Source organism: Streptomyces sp. NPDC055632, from assembly GCF_053618675.1.
This window is the reverse complement of sequence record NZ_JBSHHY010000003.1, coordinates 194,711-209,998: the sequence shown is the minus strand read 5'-3', so window position 1 is coordinate 209,998 and position 15,288 is coordinate 194,711. Positions and strand designations below refer to the sequence as shown.

Below are 15,288 nucleotides of genomic sequence, written 5' to 3'. Positions count from 1 at the left end.
TCCACTCATGAAGATCCACAAGTACGACACCGTCATCGTCGGCGCCGGCGGCGCCGGCATGCGCGCCGCCATCGAGGCGACGAAGCGCAGCCGCACCGCCGTGCTCACCAAGCTCTACCCCACCCGCTCCCACACGGGCGCCGCGCAGGGCGGCATGGCCGCCGCGCTGGCCAACGTGGAGGAGGACAACTGGGAGTGGCACACCTTCGACACGGTCAAGGGCGGTGACTACCTGGTCGACCAGGACGCCGCCGAGATCCTGGCGAAGGAGGCCATCGACGCCGTCCTCGACCTGGAGAAGATGGGCCTGCCGTTCAACCGCACCCCGAACGGCACCATCGACCAGCGCCGCTTCGGCGGTCACTCCCGCAACCACGGCGAGGCCCCGGTCCGCCGGTCCTGCTACGCCGCGGACCGCACCGGCCACATGATCCTCCAGACGCTGTACCAGAACTGCGTCAAGGAGGGCGTGGAGTTCTTCAACGAGTTCTACGTCCTGGACCAGCTGATCACCGAGGTCGACGGCGTGAAGCACTCCGCCGGCGTCGTCGCCTACGAGCTGGCCACCGGCGAGATCCACATCTTCCAGGCCAAGGCCGTGATCTACGCGTCCGGCGGCACCGGCAAGTTCTTCAAGGTGACCTCCAACGCGCACACCCTGACCGGTGACGGCCAGGCCGCCTGCTACCGCCGCGGCCTGCCCCTGGAGGACATGGAGTTCTTCCAGTTCCACCCGACGGGCATCTGGCGCATGGGCATCCTGCTCACGGAGGGCGCCCGCGGCGAGGGCGGCATCCTGCGCAACAAGGACGGCGAGCGCTTCATGGAGAAGTACGCGCCGGTCATGAAGGACCTCGCGTCCCGTGACGTCGTCTCCCGCTCCATCTACACGGAGATCCGCGAGGGCCGCGGCTGCGGTCCCGAGGGCGACCACGTCTACCTGGACCTGACGCACCTCCCGCCGGAGCAGCTGGACGCCAAGCTGCCGGACATCACCGAGTTCGCCCGTACGTACCTCGGCATCGAGCCGTACACGGACCCGATCCCGATCCAGCCCACCGCGCACTACGCCATGGGCGGCATCCCGACCAACGTCGAGGGCGAGGTCCTCTCGGACAACACCACCGTCGTCCCGGGCCTGTACGCGGCCGGCGAGGTCGCCTGCGTGTCGGTGCACGGCGCCAACCGCCTCGGCACCAACTCGCTGCTCGACATCAACGTCTTCGGCAAGCGGTCCGGCATCGCCGCGGCCGAGTACTCCGCCAAGGCCGACTACGTCGAGCTGCCGGAGAACCCGGAGTCCCTCGTCGTCGCGCAGATCGAGAAGCTGCGCAACTCCACGGGCAGCGAGCGGGTCGCCGACCTGCGCCGCGAGCTCCAGGAGACGATGGACGCCAACGTGATGGTGTTCCGCACGGAGCAGACCATCAAGACGGCCGTCGAGAAGATCGCCGAGCTGCGCGAGCGCTACGAGAACGTGTCCATCCAGGACAAGGGCAAGCGCTTCAACACGGACCTCCTGGAGGCCATCGAGCTGGGCAACCTGCTCGAACTGGCCGAGGTCATGGCCGTCTCGGCCCTGGCGCGCAAGGAGTCCCGCGGCGGTCACTACCGCGAGGACTACCCGAACCGCGACGACGTCAACTTCATGCGTCACACGATGGCGTACCGCGAGGTCGGCAAGGACGGCTCCGAGACCGTGCGTCTCGACTACAAGCCGGTCGTCACGACCCGCTACCAGCCGATGGAGCGTAAGTACTGATGGCTACTCCCGTACTGGACAAGGTCGAGAAGGACTCCGCCGCCTCCCCGTACATCACGGTCACGATGCGGATCCGCCGCTTCAACCCCGAGATCTCGGACGCGGCGGTCTGGGAGGACTTCCAGATCGAGATCGACCCCAAGGAGCGCGTGCTCGACGCCCTCCACAAGATCAAGTGGGACGTCGACGGCACGCTGACCTTCCGCCGGTCGTGCGCCCACGGCATCTGCGGCTCGGACGCGATGCGGATCAACGGCAAGAACAGGCTCGCCTGCAAGACGCTGATCAAGGACATCAACCCCGAGAAGCCGATCACGGTCGAGGCCATCAAGGGCCTGACGGTCCTCAAGGACCTGGTCGTGGACATGGAGCCGTTCTTCCAGGCGTACCGGGACGTCATGCCGTTCCTGGTCACCAAGGGGAACGAGCCGACCCGCGAGCGCCTGCAGTCCGCCGAGGACCGCGAGCGCTTCGACGACACCACCAAGTGCATCCTGTGCGCCGCGTGCACGTCGTCCTGCCCGGTCTTCTGGAACGACGGCCAGTACTTCGGTCCGGCCGCGATCGTCAACGCGCACCGCTTCATCTTCGACTCGCGCGACGAGGCCGGTGAGCAGCGCCTGGAGATCCTGAACGACAAGGACGGCGTGTGGCGCTGCCGCACCACGTTCAACTGCACGGACGCCTGCCCGCGCGGCATCGAGGTCACCAAGGCGATCCAGGAAGTGAAGCGCGCGCTGATCACGCGTCGTTTCTGAATCGCTGTCACGACGGGAAAGCCCGCTTCTGTACGCTCGGCGTGCGGGGGCGGGCTTTCCCGTCCGCACGCGCCGGTGTGTCGTTGTGGAGAGCGGGGACTGATGAGCGAGCCGAACCCTTACGCGGACGGCGAGTACAAGTGGGGGCCGGGGCAGCCGCCGGGACAGGGCGGCGCGCCCGGGACGCCCGGGTACGGCTACCCGCAGGGCGCGGCCCCGGCGTACGGCTACCCGCAGGGCGCGACCCCGCCGTACGGCTACCCGCAGGCCCCGGCGTACCAGCCGACGCTGGCCGACGGCGTGCCCCTGGCGCCCGCGCCGCAGCAGTTCCCGCCCGCGCCGCTCGGGGCCGCGCCGGTGCTCTCGATCGGTGACATCACGGTCGTCGGGGACCAGATCGTCACGCCAGCCGGGCCGATGCCCCTGAAGGGCGCGGTGTGGAACGCGATGGACCTGTCGCGGACCGAGGAGAAGATCCCGACGGTCGCGATCGTGCTCGCGATCGTCTTCACGCTGCTGTGCCTGGTGGGCCTGCTGTTCCTCCTGATGAAGGAGAAGAGGACCACGGGCTTCATCCAGGTCACCGTGACCAGCGGGGGCCGCCACCACGCCACGATGATCCCGGCGACGGGCCCGGACACCCTCCACTGGGTGATGGGCCAGGTCAACTTCGCGCGCTCGCTGAGCGTCTGACGGGCCGTCCCGCGGACGTCGTCCCCGACCCCCGATCCGCCGGAGAGGCCCTCAGGCGTGCCAGGGGCCGGAGGCGTCGCCCGCCTCCGCCGCCACCATCACGCGGCGCAGCATGTCGTTGAGCAGGGTGCGCTCCTCGGGGTCGAGGACGCCGAGGAGCCGGTACTCCTCGTGCCCGAGGACGTCCATCGCGCCGAGCCAGGTCTCGCGGCCGGAGGCGGTGAGCTCGACGACGACCCGGCGCCGGTCGGTGGTCGACTGGGTGCGCCGGACGAAGCCGCGCTTCTCCAGGGCGTCGAGGCGGCCCGAGACGGAGGCGGGGGCCAGGTCCAGGTCCTGCGCGAGTTCGGAGGGGGCGGCGCTGCCGCCGCGCCCGGCCAGTTTGTGGAGCGTGTCGAACTCGTGGCGCTCCAGGTCGAAGTCGACGAGCGACTGCTCCCTGACCCGGCGCAGATGGACCGAGAGCTTCTTCATCCGGGTGACCGCGCCCTCGACGACGGGGTCGAGGCCGGGCAGGACGGGCTGCCAGCGGGCGACGTGCCCGTCGGTCCAGTCGCGCCGTTCCGAGGGGGCGGGGGGCGCGGGGGTCGGGTCCATGGGGCGATCGTACGTCGGAACGGGCACGCGCCACCCTCCAGATGATTCGGTTCCGAATATTTCGTTGACGAATCATTTGGCACCGAAATACTCTTCGGGCCATGCCCGCAGCTCCCGCCGTCACGGCGCCCGCACCCGTCCCCCACCCCCTGCGCACCCGCTCCTTCCGCCTCCTCTTCACCGGCCGCGCCCTCTCCCTCCTCGGCGACGCCGCCATCCCGGCCGCGCTCGCCCTCGCCGTCCTGGAGGCCACCGGCTCCACCTCGGCGCTCGCCCTGGTCCTCGGCTGCGCGATGGTCCCCAAGCTGCTCCTGCTGCCGCTGGGCGGGGTCGTCGGCGACCGCTTCGACGCGCGGACGGTCGCGCTCACCACCGATCTCGTCCGCTGCGCCACCCAGCTCCTCGTCGGCCTCCAGCTCCTCGGCGGCTCCCCCAGCCTCGCCGTGCTCGCGGTCGCGGAGGCGTGCGGCGGGGCCGCCGGGGCCTTCGCCATGCCGACTGGCGCGCCGCTGGTGAAGGGCACGGTGGAGGCCGGGGCGCTGCACCGCGCCAACGCGGCGATGGGGGTGGCCCAAAGCGCGACCCGCCTCGCGGGCCCGGCGCTCGCGGGCACGCTGGTCCTCACGGTGGGCGCCGGCTGGGCGTTCGTCCTGGACGCGGCGACCTTCGGCCTCAGCGCCCTGCTCCTGACCGCCGTCCGGGTGAAGCGGGTGCCGATCCCCCGCCGTTCGCTCCGCGCCGACCTCGCCGAGGGCTGGCGGGAGGTCCGCTCCCGCGACTGGTACTGGACCAGCCTCGTCGGCCACAGCGCCTGGAACGGCGCCGCCGCCGTCCTGATGACCCTCGGGCCCGCCGTCGCCGTGCAGCGGCTCGGCGGCGGCACCACCTGGGTGGTCCTCCTCCAGGTCGGCGCCGTCGGCTTCCTCCTCGGGGCGCTGCTCGCGGACCGCGTCCGCCCCCGGCGCCCGGTCCTGGCGGCGAACCTCGGACTCGCCACGTACGCGCTGCCGCTGGTGCTGCTCGCCGTCGCCGCGCCCGCGCCGGTGACGATCGCGGCCTACGGGCTCGCGCAGGCGGGCCTCGGCTTCCTCTCCCCCGTCTGGCAGACCGCGGTCCAGCGCGCGGTGCCCGCCCACGCGCTCGCCCGCGTCGCCTCGTACGACTGGCTGCTCTCGCTGGCCGCGATGCCCCTCGGCTACGCCCTGGCCCCGATCGCCGCGGCGGCCTGGGGCCCCGAAGTGCCCCTGCTCGCCGCGGCGGTGGCGGTGGGCGGCTGCTGCCTGGGGACGGCGCTGGTGCCGGGCGTACGGAGGTTCACCCGGGACCCGGCCGCCTGACGGGCCCGGGGCGCGGACCGCGGCTCCTGACGGCACCGGGCCCGGGACCCCGGCCGCCGCTCAGGGCGCGGCCAGCGCCGGGGCCTCCGCCAGGAAGTCCACGAGGAGGCGGGCGGTCTCCTCCGGGCGCTCCAGGGCGGGGAGGTGGCCGGCCCAGTCGAGGTCGAGGCGGCGGGCGGCGGGCAGGAGGCGGGCCAGCTCGTCGGCGACCGCCCGGAAGTCGGGGAGGTCGTGGGCGCCGACGGCCACCAGGGCGGGGGCCCGGACGCCGGCGATCTCCTCCCGGGTCACCCCGGGGTCGACCGGGCCGTACTCCTCGGGGGCGGCGAGCTGCACCTCGAAGGCGTGGCGCTGCGCCTTCCGGACGAGCGCGCGGGCCTCCTCCCCGGCCTCGGGGCCGAGCCAGGTGTCGACGTTGAGCTCGACGGCGGCGTCGAGGTCGTCCGCGTCGAGGAGCGCGTCCTCGCGGTCGCCCCAGGCCGCCAGCTCCGCGCTCGGCTCCATGCCGGGCATGCCGGAGCCGAGCAGGGCGAGGGCCGCGACCCGCCCGGGGTGGCGGGCGGCGAACTCCAGGGCGACCTCGCCGCCGAAGGAGGAGCCGACGACGGCGACGCGGTCGGCGCCGAGGTGGTCGATCAGGTCCCGGACGTCCTCCGCGTGGGTGTGCGGGGCGTCGATCGGGGTCTCGCCGAAGCCGCGGAGGTCGCAGCGGACGACACGGTGCCCCGCCCCGGCGAGCGCGGAGAACTGCACGTCCCACATGCGGCGGTCGCAGACCCCGGAGTGCAGCAGGACGACGGTCGAGGGGCCGGTACCGGCCAGGTCATGAGAGAGCGTCACCCGCGTGACCCTAGGCGGCGGGGGCGCGGACGGCCATCCCTTTCCCGTCCGCCCCTCCCCCTCTCCTCCTTATGACTTGAACACGTTCAAGATGAGGTCTACAGTCATGACCACCAGCTTTTGAACGCGTTCAAGGGAGGGTGGGGCATGGACCTCACTGTCGTCGCGTACATCGTCTACCTGCTGATCAGCGTGGCCCTGACCGTCTGGGTCGCCCGCACGCTCAGCCGCAACGGAAGGATCTTCCTGGCAGACGTCCTGCACGGGAACGAGAAGCTCGCGGAGGCCGTCAACCACCTCCTGGTGGTCGGCTTCTACCTCGTCAACTTCGGCTTCGTCGCCCTCTACCTGAGCCAGGACGAGGCCGTCCTCGACGCCCGGGCGCTCTTCGAGGCCCTCTCCGTCAAGCTCGGGGTCGTGCTGCTCGTCCTCGGCGTGATGCACCTCGGGAACGTGTACGTGCTCAACAAGATCCGCCGGCGCGGGGTCATGGAGCGCGAGCAGGTGCCGCCGGTCGGCCCGCAGGGCTGGACCGCGCCCCCCAAGGCCGGCCCCTGGGCCCCGCCCGCGCCGCAGGGCTGAACCGCCGTGCCGACCGCACCCGGACAGGGCGCCCCCGGACAGGACGCCTTCGTACCGGAGCACGTACCGACTCCCGTACCGGCCTTCGCAGCGGAGCACGCGCCGGCTCACGCGCCGGCGCCCCGCGCCCCGCGGACGCCCGTGAAGCGCCTGACCGTGCTGTACGACGCCGACTGCCCGCTCTGCGTGCACCTGCGGCACTGGCTGCTGCGGCAGCGGCAGCTCGTCCCGCTCGACCTGGTGCCGGCCGGGTCCCAGGAGGCCCGGCGCCGGTTCCCGGCCCTCGACCACGCCGCCACCCTGCGGGAGATCACGGTGATCGGGGACCGGGGCCAGGTCTACCGGGAGACCGCCGCCTGGATCGTCTGCCTCTGGGCACTGGCCGAGCACCGGCCCAGGGCCCACTGGCTGGCCACCCCCGCCGGGCAGCCCTTCGCCCGGATGACCGTCCTGGCCGCCGCGAAGTGGCGCGAGGCACTCAAGGGCCCCGGCCAGGGACCCGTCGGCGGCCCGGGTCCGGAGGGCTGCGGGGACGGGCGCTGCGAAGTGCCCGGTCCGCCCCGTTAGGCTCGGCCCCGTGAAGGACGTGAAGGAAGAGAAGAAGGCCCCCAAGAGCGAGCAGACCCGCACGCTCATCCTCGAGACCGCGCTCCGGCTGTTCAAGGAGCGCGGTTACGACAAGACGACGATGCGGGCCATCGCCCAGGAGGCCGGAGTCTCCGTCGGCAACGCGTACTACTACTTCTCCTCCAAGGAGCACCTGGTCCAGGGCTTCTACGACCGGATCGCCGAGGAGCACCAGGCCTCCGTCGAGCCCATCCTGACCGGGGGCGAGAAGGACCTGACGGCCCGGATCCGGGGGGTCTACCTCGGCTGGCTGGACATCGCGGAGCCGTACCACGAGTTCGCCGCCCAGTTCTTCAAGAACGCCGCCGACCCGGACAGCCCCCTCAGCCCGTTCTCGCCCGAGTCGGAGGGGCCGCGCGAGGCCGCGATCGAGGTGCAGCGGCGGGTCATCTCCGGAGCCTCGGTGAAGGTCGACCCGGAGCTGGCCGAGGCGCTGCCGCAGCTCCTGTGGCTCCAGCAGATGGGCCTGGTGCTCTTCTGGGTGTACGACCGGTCGGAGGGCGCCGCCAACAGCCGGCGGCTCGTGGAGCGGCTCGCCCCCGTCACCGCCCGCGCGATCTCCCTCTCCCGCTTCCGGATCCTGCGCCCGCTGGTCAAGGAGACCCACGAGCTGCTCGCCGACTTCATGCCGACGGCGGCCGGGATGGCGGCCTCGGGCAAGCCGAAGCGGGCGGGCGCGAAGCAGTGAACCAGTAGGAACGCCTGTGGGGCCGTACTCGTACGAGTACGGCCCCACAGGGTTGTCACCGCTAGATCCAGCTCAGTTCCCACAGGCGCCAGATGCCGGTGCCGTCCGTCAGGTACTGGGAGCCGGCGACCGCCTCCGTGGAGAGGACGTAGTCCTTCTTCTGCCACAGCGGCACGAGCGGGACATCGGTGGCGACCTCGTTCTGGATCGCCTTGAAGTCCTCCGTCGCCCGCGAACGGTCGCTGAACCGCTGCGTCGAGGCGATCAGGGAGTCGATCAGCTTGCTGGAGAAACCGTTGTGCAGGGTGTTCGCGGTGCCGACGAGCGGTGCGGTGAAGCTGTCGGAGTCGGGGAAGTCGGGGAGCCAGCCGACGGTGTACGCGTCGAAGTCGCCCTTCGCGTACTGCTTCTGGAAGTCCTCCCATGCGACCTCGACGGTCTCGACCGAGAAGAGGCCGGTCTCCTCCAGCTGCCGCTTGATCTCCGTGGTCTCGGCGGCGTAGGTGTCGTCCTTGCGGAAGCCGAAGGTGAACTTCACGGGGGTGCTGATCCCCGCGTCCTTCAGGATCTTCTTCGCCTTCGCGCCGCTGGGCGCCGGATAGCGGTCGTAGAACGCGGTGCTGTGGCCGACGAAGCCCTGCGGGATGAGGGAGTACAGCGGCTCGACCGTGCCCTTGTAGGCGCCGGTGGTGATCGCCGGGCGGTCGAGGACCGCCGCGACGGCCTGCCGCGCGGCCTTGTCCGCCATGGGCGTGCCGGGCCGGACGTTGAAGTTGATGTTGCGGATCTCGGCGCTCTCCGCCTCGGTGACCCGGGTGCCGTCCGCGGTCTCCAGGGTGGAGACGAAGTCCGGCGGGAGCTGCCGGTGCGTCACCTGGACGTCCTTCGCCTTCCAGGCCCCGGCCAGCTCCTCGGACTTGGCGTAGTACTTCACGAGGACCGGTCGGCCGGTCTTGGTGACGGCGCCCTTGTAGTTCGGGTTGGGCTCCAGGAGGGCGGACTCGCCGGGCTTGTACTCCTTGAGGACGTACGGCCCCGAGCCGTCGACCGCCTCGTCGGGGCGCAGCTTCTTCTCCGGGTAGCGCTCGCGGTCCACGATCGATCCGGCGCCGGTGGCCAGCTTCAGCGGGAACGTGACGTCCTTGGCGCTGAGGTGGAACGTGATGGTGCGGCCCTCGGAGTCGACGCTCTTCAGGGTCGGGAAGAGCGGCTGCGGACCGACGTCCGTCTTCATCCCCAGCATCCGCTCGAAGGAGTACTCGACGTCCTCGGCGGTCATCTTGCGCCCGTTGGAGAAGGTGAGGTCGTCGCGGAGCGTGCAGCGGTACGTGGTGAGCCCGGTGCCCGCGAACGCGCAGCTCTCGGCGGCGTCCGGGACCGGCTCGGTGAAGCCCGGCTTGAACGTGAGCAGCGACTGGTAGACGTTGCTGTAGATCGCCCAGGATCCGGCGTCGTAGGCGCCGGCCGGGTCGAGGGAGGTGATCTCGTCGGTGGTGCCGACGGCGATCGGATCGGTCCGGGCGCCGTCGGAGGGCAGGAGTTGCCAGCCCCCCACTCCGGCCGCCACCAGTACTCCACAAATGATGAGGATCCGCAGACGGACCGTCGACCGCATTGCCGTGCTTCCTTTTTTTGGTGCCACCCCAGGCGCGGCGCCCCCCGGAACCACCGCGATGGCGTCATCCCATCACACGGTTTTCACAAGTGGAAGAGAAAACCTTCACATCACAGGTATATGTCCGGGATATGAGAATTCAAGCCGATGAGCAGCACGTATCACTCTCGGTGCGGGGAGTGGGGGGTCCCCTTCAGGCCTGTTTCGAGGCGAGTTCGACGACGGTGATGTCGGAGGGGGCACCGACCCGGACCGGGGGCCCCCAGGCGCCCGCGCCCCGCGAGACGTAGAGCTGGGTGTCGCCGTACCGTTCGAGCCCGGCGACGGTCGGGTTGGCCAGGTCGGCGAGGAGGTTGCCGGGCCAGAGCTGGCCGCCGTGGGTGTGGCCGGAGAGCTGGAGGTCCACGCCGTGGCGCACGGCGTCGTGGACGACGATCGGCTGGTGCGCGAGGAGGACGGCGGCGCGGGCCCGGTCGCGGTCGCCGAGGGCGCGCGCGAAGTCGGGGCCCTGGCCCTCGCTCTCGCCCGCGACGTCGTCGACGCCCGCGAGGTCGAAGCCGGCCGCGATCTCCAGGCGCTCGTTGCGCAGCGGGCGCAGGCCGAGTTCGCGCACGTGGTCGACCCAGGCGTCGGCACCCGAGAAGTACTCGTGGTTGCCGGTCACGAAGAAGGAGCCGTGCCGGGCGCGGAGCCGGGCGAGCGGCTCGGCGGCGGGGCCGAGGTTCTCGACGGTGCCGTCGACGAGGTCGCCGACGACCGCGATCAGGTCGGGCTGGGTGGAGTTGATCGTGTCCACGATGCGCTGGGTGTGGGCGCGGCCCAGGATCGGGCCCAGGTGGATGTCGGACACGACGGCGATCCGGTAGCCGTGCGCGGCGCGCGGGATCTTGGCGAGCGGCACGGTGACCCGCTTGACGCGGGGCCCGCGCAGCACGCCGTACGTGCCGTACCCGACGGTCCCGAGCGCGACGGCGGCGGCGGTGCCGCCGACGACCCGGGAGACGAAGAGACGGCGGGAGGGGTCGGTGGGGGCGGCCGGTCCCGCCGGGTCGGTGGGGGCGGCGGGTGCGGAGTCCGGGGCGGCCTCCGCGACGGGCCCGGCCACCGCGGCCGGTGCCGGCACGGGTACGGGCTCGGGGACCACGGCGGCGGGCTCGCGGCGGGCGAGCCGGGCGCGCAGGAGCGGACGGACGGCCTCGCCCACCACCAGGGCCAGGACCAGGTACAGGAGGACGGCGAGCCACATCTGCCCGGGCCAGGCGATCACCTGCTGGAGCCGGAAGGGCACGCCCGCCCGGGCGGAGACCAGGGCCGCGACCGAGAGCAGCGGCAGGACCACGACGGCGGCCGTGCCCAGCCGGCGCGGCAGACCGCCGGGCGCCGTCACGTCACGGACGAGCCGCCGCCACACGTACCAGTGGACACCGCCGAGCAGCGCGAGGACCACGACCAGGACCAGCAGGAAGACGACCACGCCCCGGAACTCCTTCTTCTTCTAGGCGCCCGTGCGACGCGCGGCGCGCACCCCGCGCAACCCGAGGACGCCGATCACCGTCCCCAGGACAAAGGACGTGACGGCAAGCAGCAGATGAACCCAGAAGTAGGCCGTCGGGTCGCCCGCGTCGTCGAAGGCGAGGCCGCTCCCGTCGTTCCAGAGGTTCTTGACGAAGGTGATCCAGATGAACCAACTCCACACCCCGAACGCGAGCAGGAACCAGGAGACGCGACGGCTGAGCTTCATGGCCCCAGTATCACCGTCGGCCCTCCCGCGGCCGCGTCCGGGTGGACGGGTGGGTTCGAATGGCCTGCCGGGGTTCGTATCTCTGTTCCGTACCTGTACTTTCACGAGCGTGTCTGCTTCGAAGAAGACCGCTTGGGCGGTCGCCGCTGCTGTGTTCCTTCCGCTCGTCCTCGCCGTGCCCGCGGCCCACGCCGACGGGAAGGACGAGCAGGTCGAGCAGGCCGTCCAGGACACGCAGCCCAAGCCCCCCGCCGCCATGTCCACGGTCGGCGGCGCCCTGCTCGGCAGGCCCGGTACGCAGGTGCGGCTCGGGGCCGGGGCGCCCGTGCTGCCGAAGGAGCTGTCGGGCCGGTCCTGGATCGTCGCGGACGCGGAGAACGGGCAGGTCCTCGCCGCGCACAACGCGCACTGGCCGCTCGCCCCCGCCTCCACCCTGAAGATGCTCTTCGCGGACACCCTGCTGCCGAAGTTCCCCAAGACGCAGAACCACCTGGTCACCAGCCAGGACCTGGTGGGCATGGGCGAGGGCTCCAGCCTGGTCGGCGTCAAGGAGAAGCAGACCTACAGCGTCCACGACCTGTGGCTCGGCGTCTTCCTGCGCTCCGGCAACGACGCCGTGCACGTCCTGACCAACATGAACCACGGCCTCCAGCAGACCGTGAAGGACATGAACGACCAGGCGGTCGAGCTCCAGGCGCTCGACACCAAGGTGGTCTCCCCGGACGGCTACGACGCCCCGGGCCAGGTCTCCTCCGCGTACGACCTCACCCTCATCGCCCGCAGCGGCATGACCAAGCCGGACTTCCGCGAGTACGCCGCCACCTCCCGCGCCGCCTTCCCCGGCATACAGAAGCCCGGTGAGAAGAAGCGCGAGACCTTCGAGATCCAGAACACCAACCGGCTGCTCACGGGTGACTTCGGCGTCCCGCCGTACCAGGGCATCGCCGGGGTCAAGAACGGCAACACCACGCACGCGGGCGCGACCTTCACCGGGGTCGCGGAGCGGAACGGCAGGGTCCTGCTCGTCACCGTGATGAACCCCTCCTCCAAGGAGCAGCACGCGGTCTACCGCGAGACCGCCCGGCTGTTCGACTGGGGCTTCGCCGCCCTCGGCAAGGTGCAGCCGGTGGGCGAGCTGGTGCCGCCGCTCTCGGCCCGTACGAAGTCGCCCGCGCCCGACGGCGCGGTGGAACCCGCGCCCGGCAAGAACGCCTCGGCGCAGCCCGTCCAGGCGGTCGCGGCCGGGAGGTCCGGCGGGGTCGGGACCGCGCTGGCCGTGGCGGGCGGGGTCCTCGCCCTCCTCGCGGGCGCCGCGTTCCTCGTCAACCGCCGCTGGCCGACGGCCGTGTCGGCGGCACGTCGCGGCGACCGGAAGCAGGGCCGGAGCCAGGAGCAGGGCCAGGACCAGGGCCAGAGTCAGGAGCAGGGCCAGGACCAGGGCCAGAGTCAGGAGCAGGGCCAGGACCAGAGTCAGGGCTCGGGTCGGGAGAAGGAGCAGGGGCAGGGGCAGGACCCTGGTCCCGAGAAGGAGACGGGGGAGAAGACGGAGGCGGGGAAGTAGCCCCGTCCGGATCCACGGCCTTCTCCTTCCGGGACGAGGCCGCCGCCGTCCACGCCGCGCAGAACAGCAGCAGCTTCGCGGTGAGGTTGATCCAGAGGAGCAGGGCGACGGGGACGCCGAACGCCCCGTACATCGACTTCGCCGCGACCCCCTTCATGTAGCCGCCGAGCAGCAGCTTGAGGAGTTCGAAGCCGACCGCGCCCATCAGCGAGGCCACCACCAGGTCCCGGCGGGGCGGCTCGACGCCGGGCAGCAGGGACAGGACGTACAGCAGGATCAGGAAGTCGGCGACGACGCCGACGAGGACGGCGGCGGTCTGGAGCAGGACGCCGCCCGCCCCGCCCTCGGAGACGCCGACCTGGTCGGCGCTCCAGCCGACGGCGGTGGAGCCGAGCCAGGAGGCGGCGAGCGAGCCGAGGGCGACGCCGCCGAGGCCGATGAGGATCAGCGCGTCCTTGCCCTTGAGCAGGACCGGGTTGCCCTCGATGTCGTCGAGGCCCCACACCGCGCGCAGGCACTCCCGCATGGAGCCGATCCAGCTGATGCCGGTGAAGAGGAGCAGGGCTCCGGCGACGATCCCGACGGTGCCGGCGTTGTCGACGAGGGCGCCGATGTTGAGCTGGTCGGAGATGCCGGGGACCTGCTCGCCGATCTTGTCCTCGATCCGGTCGAGCTGCTCGTCGCTGAGGAGCGCGGCGCCGACCGCGGCGGCGACGGTGATGAGCGGGAAGAGGGCGAGGAAGGAGAGGAAGGTGATCGCCGCGGCGAGCCGGGTCCAGTGGGCCCGGTCGAGGGTCTCGTACGCGCGCCAGGCGTGGGTGCGCATGAGTCGGGTGACCCAGGGGCCGATGACGGGGAGCTTGGTCAGCCAGTCCATGTCGTGCGTGTACCCCTCGATGCGTGCGCTGCGCGGGTGACCGGAGTACGAGAATCCCCCCGTCGGGCCCTCTCGTGCGCGATCGACATGCGCGGGTGGCGCGGGGTCGGGTGCCGGGGTTCTCTTCCTACCCTCCGTCCGTCCGATCATCACCCCTTTCGACGAACCGCCGGACGACAGGGAGCAATAGCGGCATAAGCGGCATAGTCGCCTATACGGTCGGCTCCATGGCTGTCGAGACCCGCGTCCCGGACGACGACTGCGAAGCCCTCACCGGCTGGGGCCGCACCGCCCCCACCCTCGCGCGCGTGTACCGGCCCCGCAGTCCCGCCGAGGCGGCCGCCGCCCTCCGCGCTCCCGGCGCCCGGGGCGCCGTCGCCCGCGGTCTCGGGCGCGCCCACGGCGACGCCGCCCAGAACGCCGGAGGCACCGTCCTCGACATGACCGGCCTCGACCGGATCCGCGCCGTCGACGCGCGCGCGGGGCTCGTCGACTGCGAGGCGGGCGTCAGTCTGCACCGGCTGATGGAGGTCCTGCTGCCGCTCGGCCGGTTCGTCCCGGTCGTGCCCGCCACCCGGTACGTGACGGTCGGCGGCGCGGTCGCGGGCGACGTCCACGGCGGGAACCAGCACGCCGTCGGCTCCTTCGGCCGGCACGTGGTCTCGCTCGAACTCCTCACCCCGGACGGGGAGATCAGGACCGTGCGGCCCGGCACCCCGCTCTTCGACGCCACCACCGGCGGCATGGGCCTGACCGGCGTGGTCCTCTCCGCCGTCCTGCGGCTGCCGGCCGTCGAGACCTCCCTGATGCGCGTGGACACCGGGCGGGTCCGCGACCTCGACGAGCTCCTCGCCCTGCTCGCCGGGGGCGGCCGCCCGTACCACCACGCCACCGCCCGGATCGACCTGCGCGCCCGGGGCGCGGCCACCGGCCGGGCCGTCCTCACGCGCGGCGACCCCGCCCCGTACGACGCGCTGCCCCGCCGCCATCCGGCCCGCCGCGCGCCGCTCGCCTTCCGGCCCGTCCGGCTGCCCGCCCCGCCGCGCGTGCCCGGCGGGCTGCTCGGCCGCGCCTCAGCGGGGCTCTTCGGCGAGCTCTGGTACCGGGCGTCGCCCCGCGCGGACACCGGCCGGCTCCGGCCGCTGTCCGGCTTCTTCCACCCCCTCGACGCCGTCCCGCACTGGAACCGGCTGTACGGGCCCGGGGGCTCCGTCCCGTACCGGTTCGTCCTCCCGTACGGGCGGGAGGAGGTGCTCCGGGGGATCGTGCGGCGGATCGCGGAGCGGCGCTGGCCCGTGCTGCCCGGCGTCCTCCAGCGGTTCGGTCCGGGCGGTCCCGGGCCGCTCTCCTTCGCCCTGCCCGGCTGGTCCCTGGCCCTCGGCCTGCCGACCGGGCTCCCCGGGCTCGGCGCCTTCCTCGACGCGCTCGACGAGGAGGTCGCGGCGGCGGGCGGCCGGGTGCACCTGGCCGGGGACTCGCGGGTGCGGCCGGAGGTGCTGGCCGCGATGTACCCGCGGCTCGACGAGTTCCGGGCGCTGCGGGCCGCGCTCGACCCCCGGTCCGTCCTCGTCTCGGACCTCTCCCGCCGCCTCGGTCTCTAGGACCCCCGC

14 protein-coding genes and 1 pseudogene are annotated in these 15,288 nt (G+C 72.3%); 9 read left to right on the top strand and 6 right to left on the bottom strand.

Going from position 1 to position 15,288, the window contains the following annotated elements; all coding sequences use genetic code 11:
• Positions 1-7 precede the first annotated feature (7 nt).
• The 3 genes from sdhA (at position 8) to ACWGSR_RS06175 (ending at position 3,213) form a co-directional block, all read left to right on the top strand.
• Positions 8-1,762, top strand: a complete 1,755-nt coding sequence (gene sdhA, locus ACWGSR_RS06185) for a succinate dehydrogenase flavoprotein subunit (protein WP_376243307.1) — start codon at positions 8-10, stop codon at positions 1,760-1,762.
• Positions 1,762-2,520 carry a succinate dehydrogenase iron-sulfur subunit gene (locus tag ACWGSR_RS06180; RefSeq protein WP_062752578.1) on the top strand — a complete coding sequence of 253 codons (759 nt, stop codon included), beginning with the start codon at positions 1,762-1,764 and terminating at the stop codon, positions 2,518-2,520. The genes sdhA and ACWGSR_RS06180 overlap by 1 nt, the downstream gene beginning before the upstream one ends.
• Before the next feature lie 102 nt (positions 2,521-2,622).
• Positions 2,623-3,213 (top strand): hypothetical protein, encoded by a 591-nt coding sequence (locus tag ACWGSR_RS06175; protein WP_376243304.1) that lies wholly within the window; start codon positions 2,623-2,625, stop codon positions 3,211-3,213.
• Between the two features lie 51 nt (positions 3,214-3,264).
• Here ACWGSR_RS06175 and ACWGSR_RS06170 read toward each other — a convergent pair whose 3' ends face one another.
• Complete coding sequence (locus tag ACWGSR_RS06170; RefSeq protein WP_376243302.1) at positions 3,265-3,810, bottom strand: MarR family winged helix-turn-helix transcriptional regulator; 546 nt, start codon at positions 3,808-3,810, stop codon at positions 3,265-3,267.
• Between the two features lie 101 nt (positions 3,811-3,911).
• Between ACWGSR_RS06170 and ACWGSR_RS06165 the strand changes: the two genes are divergently transcribed.
• Positions 3,912-5,147, top strand: coding sequence for an MFS transporter (locus ACWGSR_RS06165; protein WP_453563885.1), 1,236 nt, complete (start codon positions 3,912-3,914; stop codon positions 5,145-5,147).
• A gap of 60 nt (positions 5,148-5,207) precedes the next feature.
• Here ACWGSR_RS06165 and ACWGSR_RS06160 read toward each other — a convergent pair whose 3' ends face one another.
• Positions 5,208-5,987: an alpha/beta fold hydrolase gene (locus ACWGSR_RS06160; protein WP_453563883.1), complete on the bottom strand. Its 780-nt coding sequence runs from the start codon at positions 5,985-5,987 to the stop codon at positions 5,208-5,210.
• Positions 5,988-6,134: 147 nt separating this feature from the next.
• Here ACWGSR_RS06160 and ACWGSR_RS06155 point away from each other — a divergent pair, with 147 nt between their 5' ends.
• From ACWGSR_RS06155 to ACWGSR_RS06145, 3 genes are all read left to right on the top strand, one after another.
• The gene (locus ACWGSR_RS06155) at positions 6,135-6,569 is read left to right on the top strand and encodes a hypothetical protein (protein WP_376243294.1); all 435 of its coding nucleotides are present in this window, start codon (positions 6,135-6,137) and stop codon (positions 6,567-6,569) included.
• Between the two features lie 141 nt (positions 6,570-6,710).
• Positions 6,711-7,136 (top strand): thiol-disulfide oxidoreductase DCC family protein, encoded by a 426-nt coding sequence (locus tag ACWGSR_RS06150; RefSeq protein WP_453563880.1) that lies wholly within the window; start codon positions 6,711-6,713, stop codon positions 7,134-7,136.
• Between the two features lie 10 nt (positions 7,137-7,146).
• Positions 7,147-7,884, top strand: a complete 738-nt coding sequence (locus tag ACWGSR_RS06145; protein ID WP_376243289.1) for a TetR/AcrR family transcriptional regulator — start codon at positions 7,147-7,149, stop codon at positions 7,882-7,884.
• A 61-nt stretch (positions 7,885-7,945) separates the two neighbouring features.
• On the opposite strand, the gene ACWGSR_RS06140 is transcribed toward ACWGSR_RS06145, so the two are convergent.
• The 3 genes from ACWGSR_RS06140 to ACWGSR_RS06130 all read right to left on the bottom strand — a co-directional run bounded on the left by ACWGSR_RS06140 (position 7,946) and on the right by ACWGSR_RS06130 (position 11,240).
• The gene (locus ACWGSR_RS06140; protein WP_453563877.1) at positions 7,946-9,499 is read right to left on the bottom strand and encodes an ABC transporter substrate-binding protein; all 1,554 of its coding nucleotides are present in this window, start codon (positions 9,497-9,499) and stop codon (positions 7,946-7,948) included.
• A gap of 193 nt (positions 9,500-9,692) precedes the next feature.
• The gene (locus ACWGSR_RS06135; RefSeq protein WP_453563875.1) at positions 9,693-10,973 is read right to left on the bottom strand and encodes a metallophosphoesterase; all 1,281 of its coding nucleotides are present in this window, start codon (positions 10,971-10,973) and stop codon (positions 9,693-9,695) included.
• Between the two features lie 21 nt (positions 10,974-10,994).
• A complete protein-coding gene (locus ACWGSR_RS06130) occupies positions 10,995-11,240 on the bottom strand; it encodes an SCO4848 family membrane protein (RefSeq protein ID WP_109185214.1) in 246 nt (81 codons plus the stop codon).
• On the opposite strand from ACWGSR_RS06130, the pseudogene ACWGSR_RS06125 reads away from it, so the two are divergent.
• Positions 11,179-12,222 (top strand): annotated as a pseudogene (locus ACWGSR_RS06125) (D-alanyl-D-alanine carboxypeptidase); the annotation flags it as partial. The gene ACWGSR_RS06130 and the pseudogene ACWGSR_RS06125 sit on opposite strands and share 62 nt — an antisense overlap.
• A gap of 340 nt (positions 12,223-12,562) precedes the next feature.
• Here ACWGSR_RS06125 and ACWGSR_RS06120 read toward each other — a convergent pair.
• Positions 12,563-13,678 (bottom strand): YihY/virulence factor BrkB family protein, encoded by a 1,116-nt coding sequence (locus tag ACWGSR_RS06120; RefSeq protein ID WP_453563872.1) that lies wholly within the window; start codon positions 13,676-13,678, stop codon positions 12,563-12,565.
• A gap of 227 nt (positions 13,679-13,905) precedes the next feature.
• On the opposite strand from ACWGSR_RS06120, the gene ACWGSR_RS06115 reads away from it, so the two are divergent.
• Complete coding sequence (locus tag ACWGSR_RS06115) at positions 13,906-15,279, top strand: FAD-binding protein (protein WP_376242445.1); 1,374 nt, start codon at positions 13,906-13,908, stop codon at positions 15,277-15,279.
• Positions 15,280-15,288: the final 9 nt, after the last annotated feature.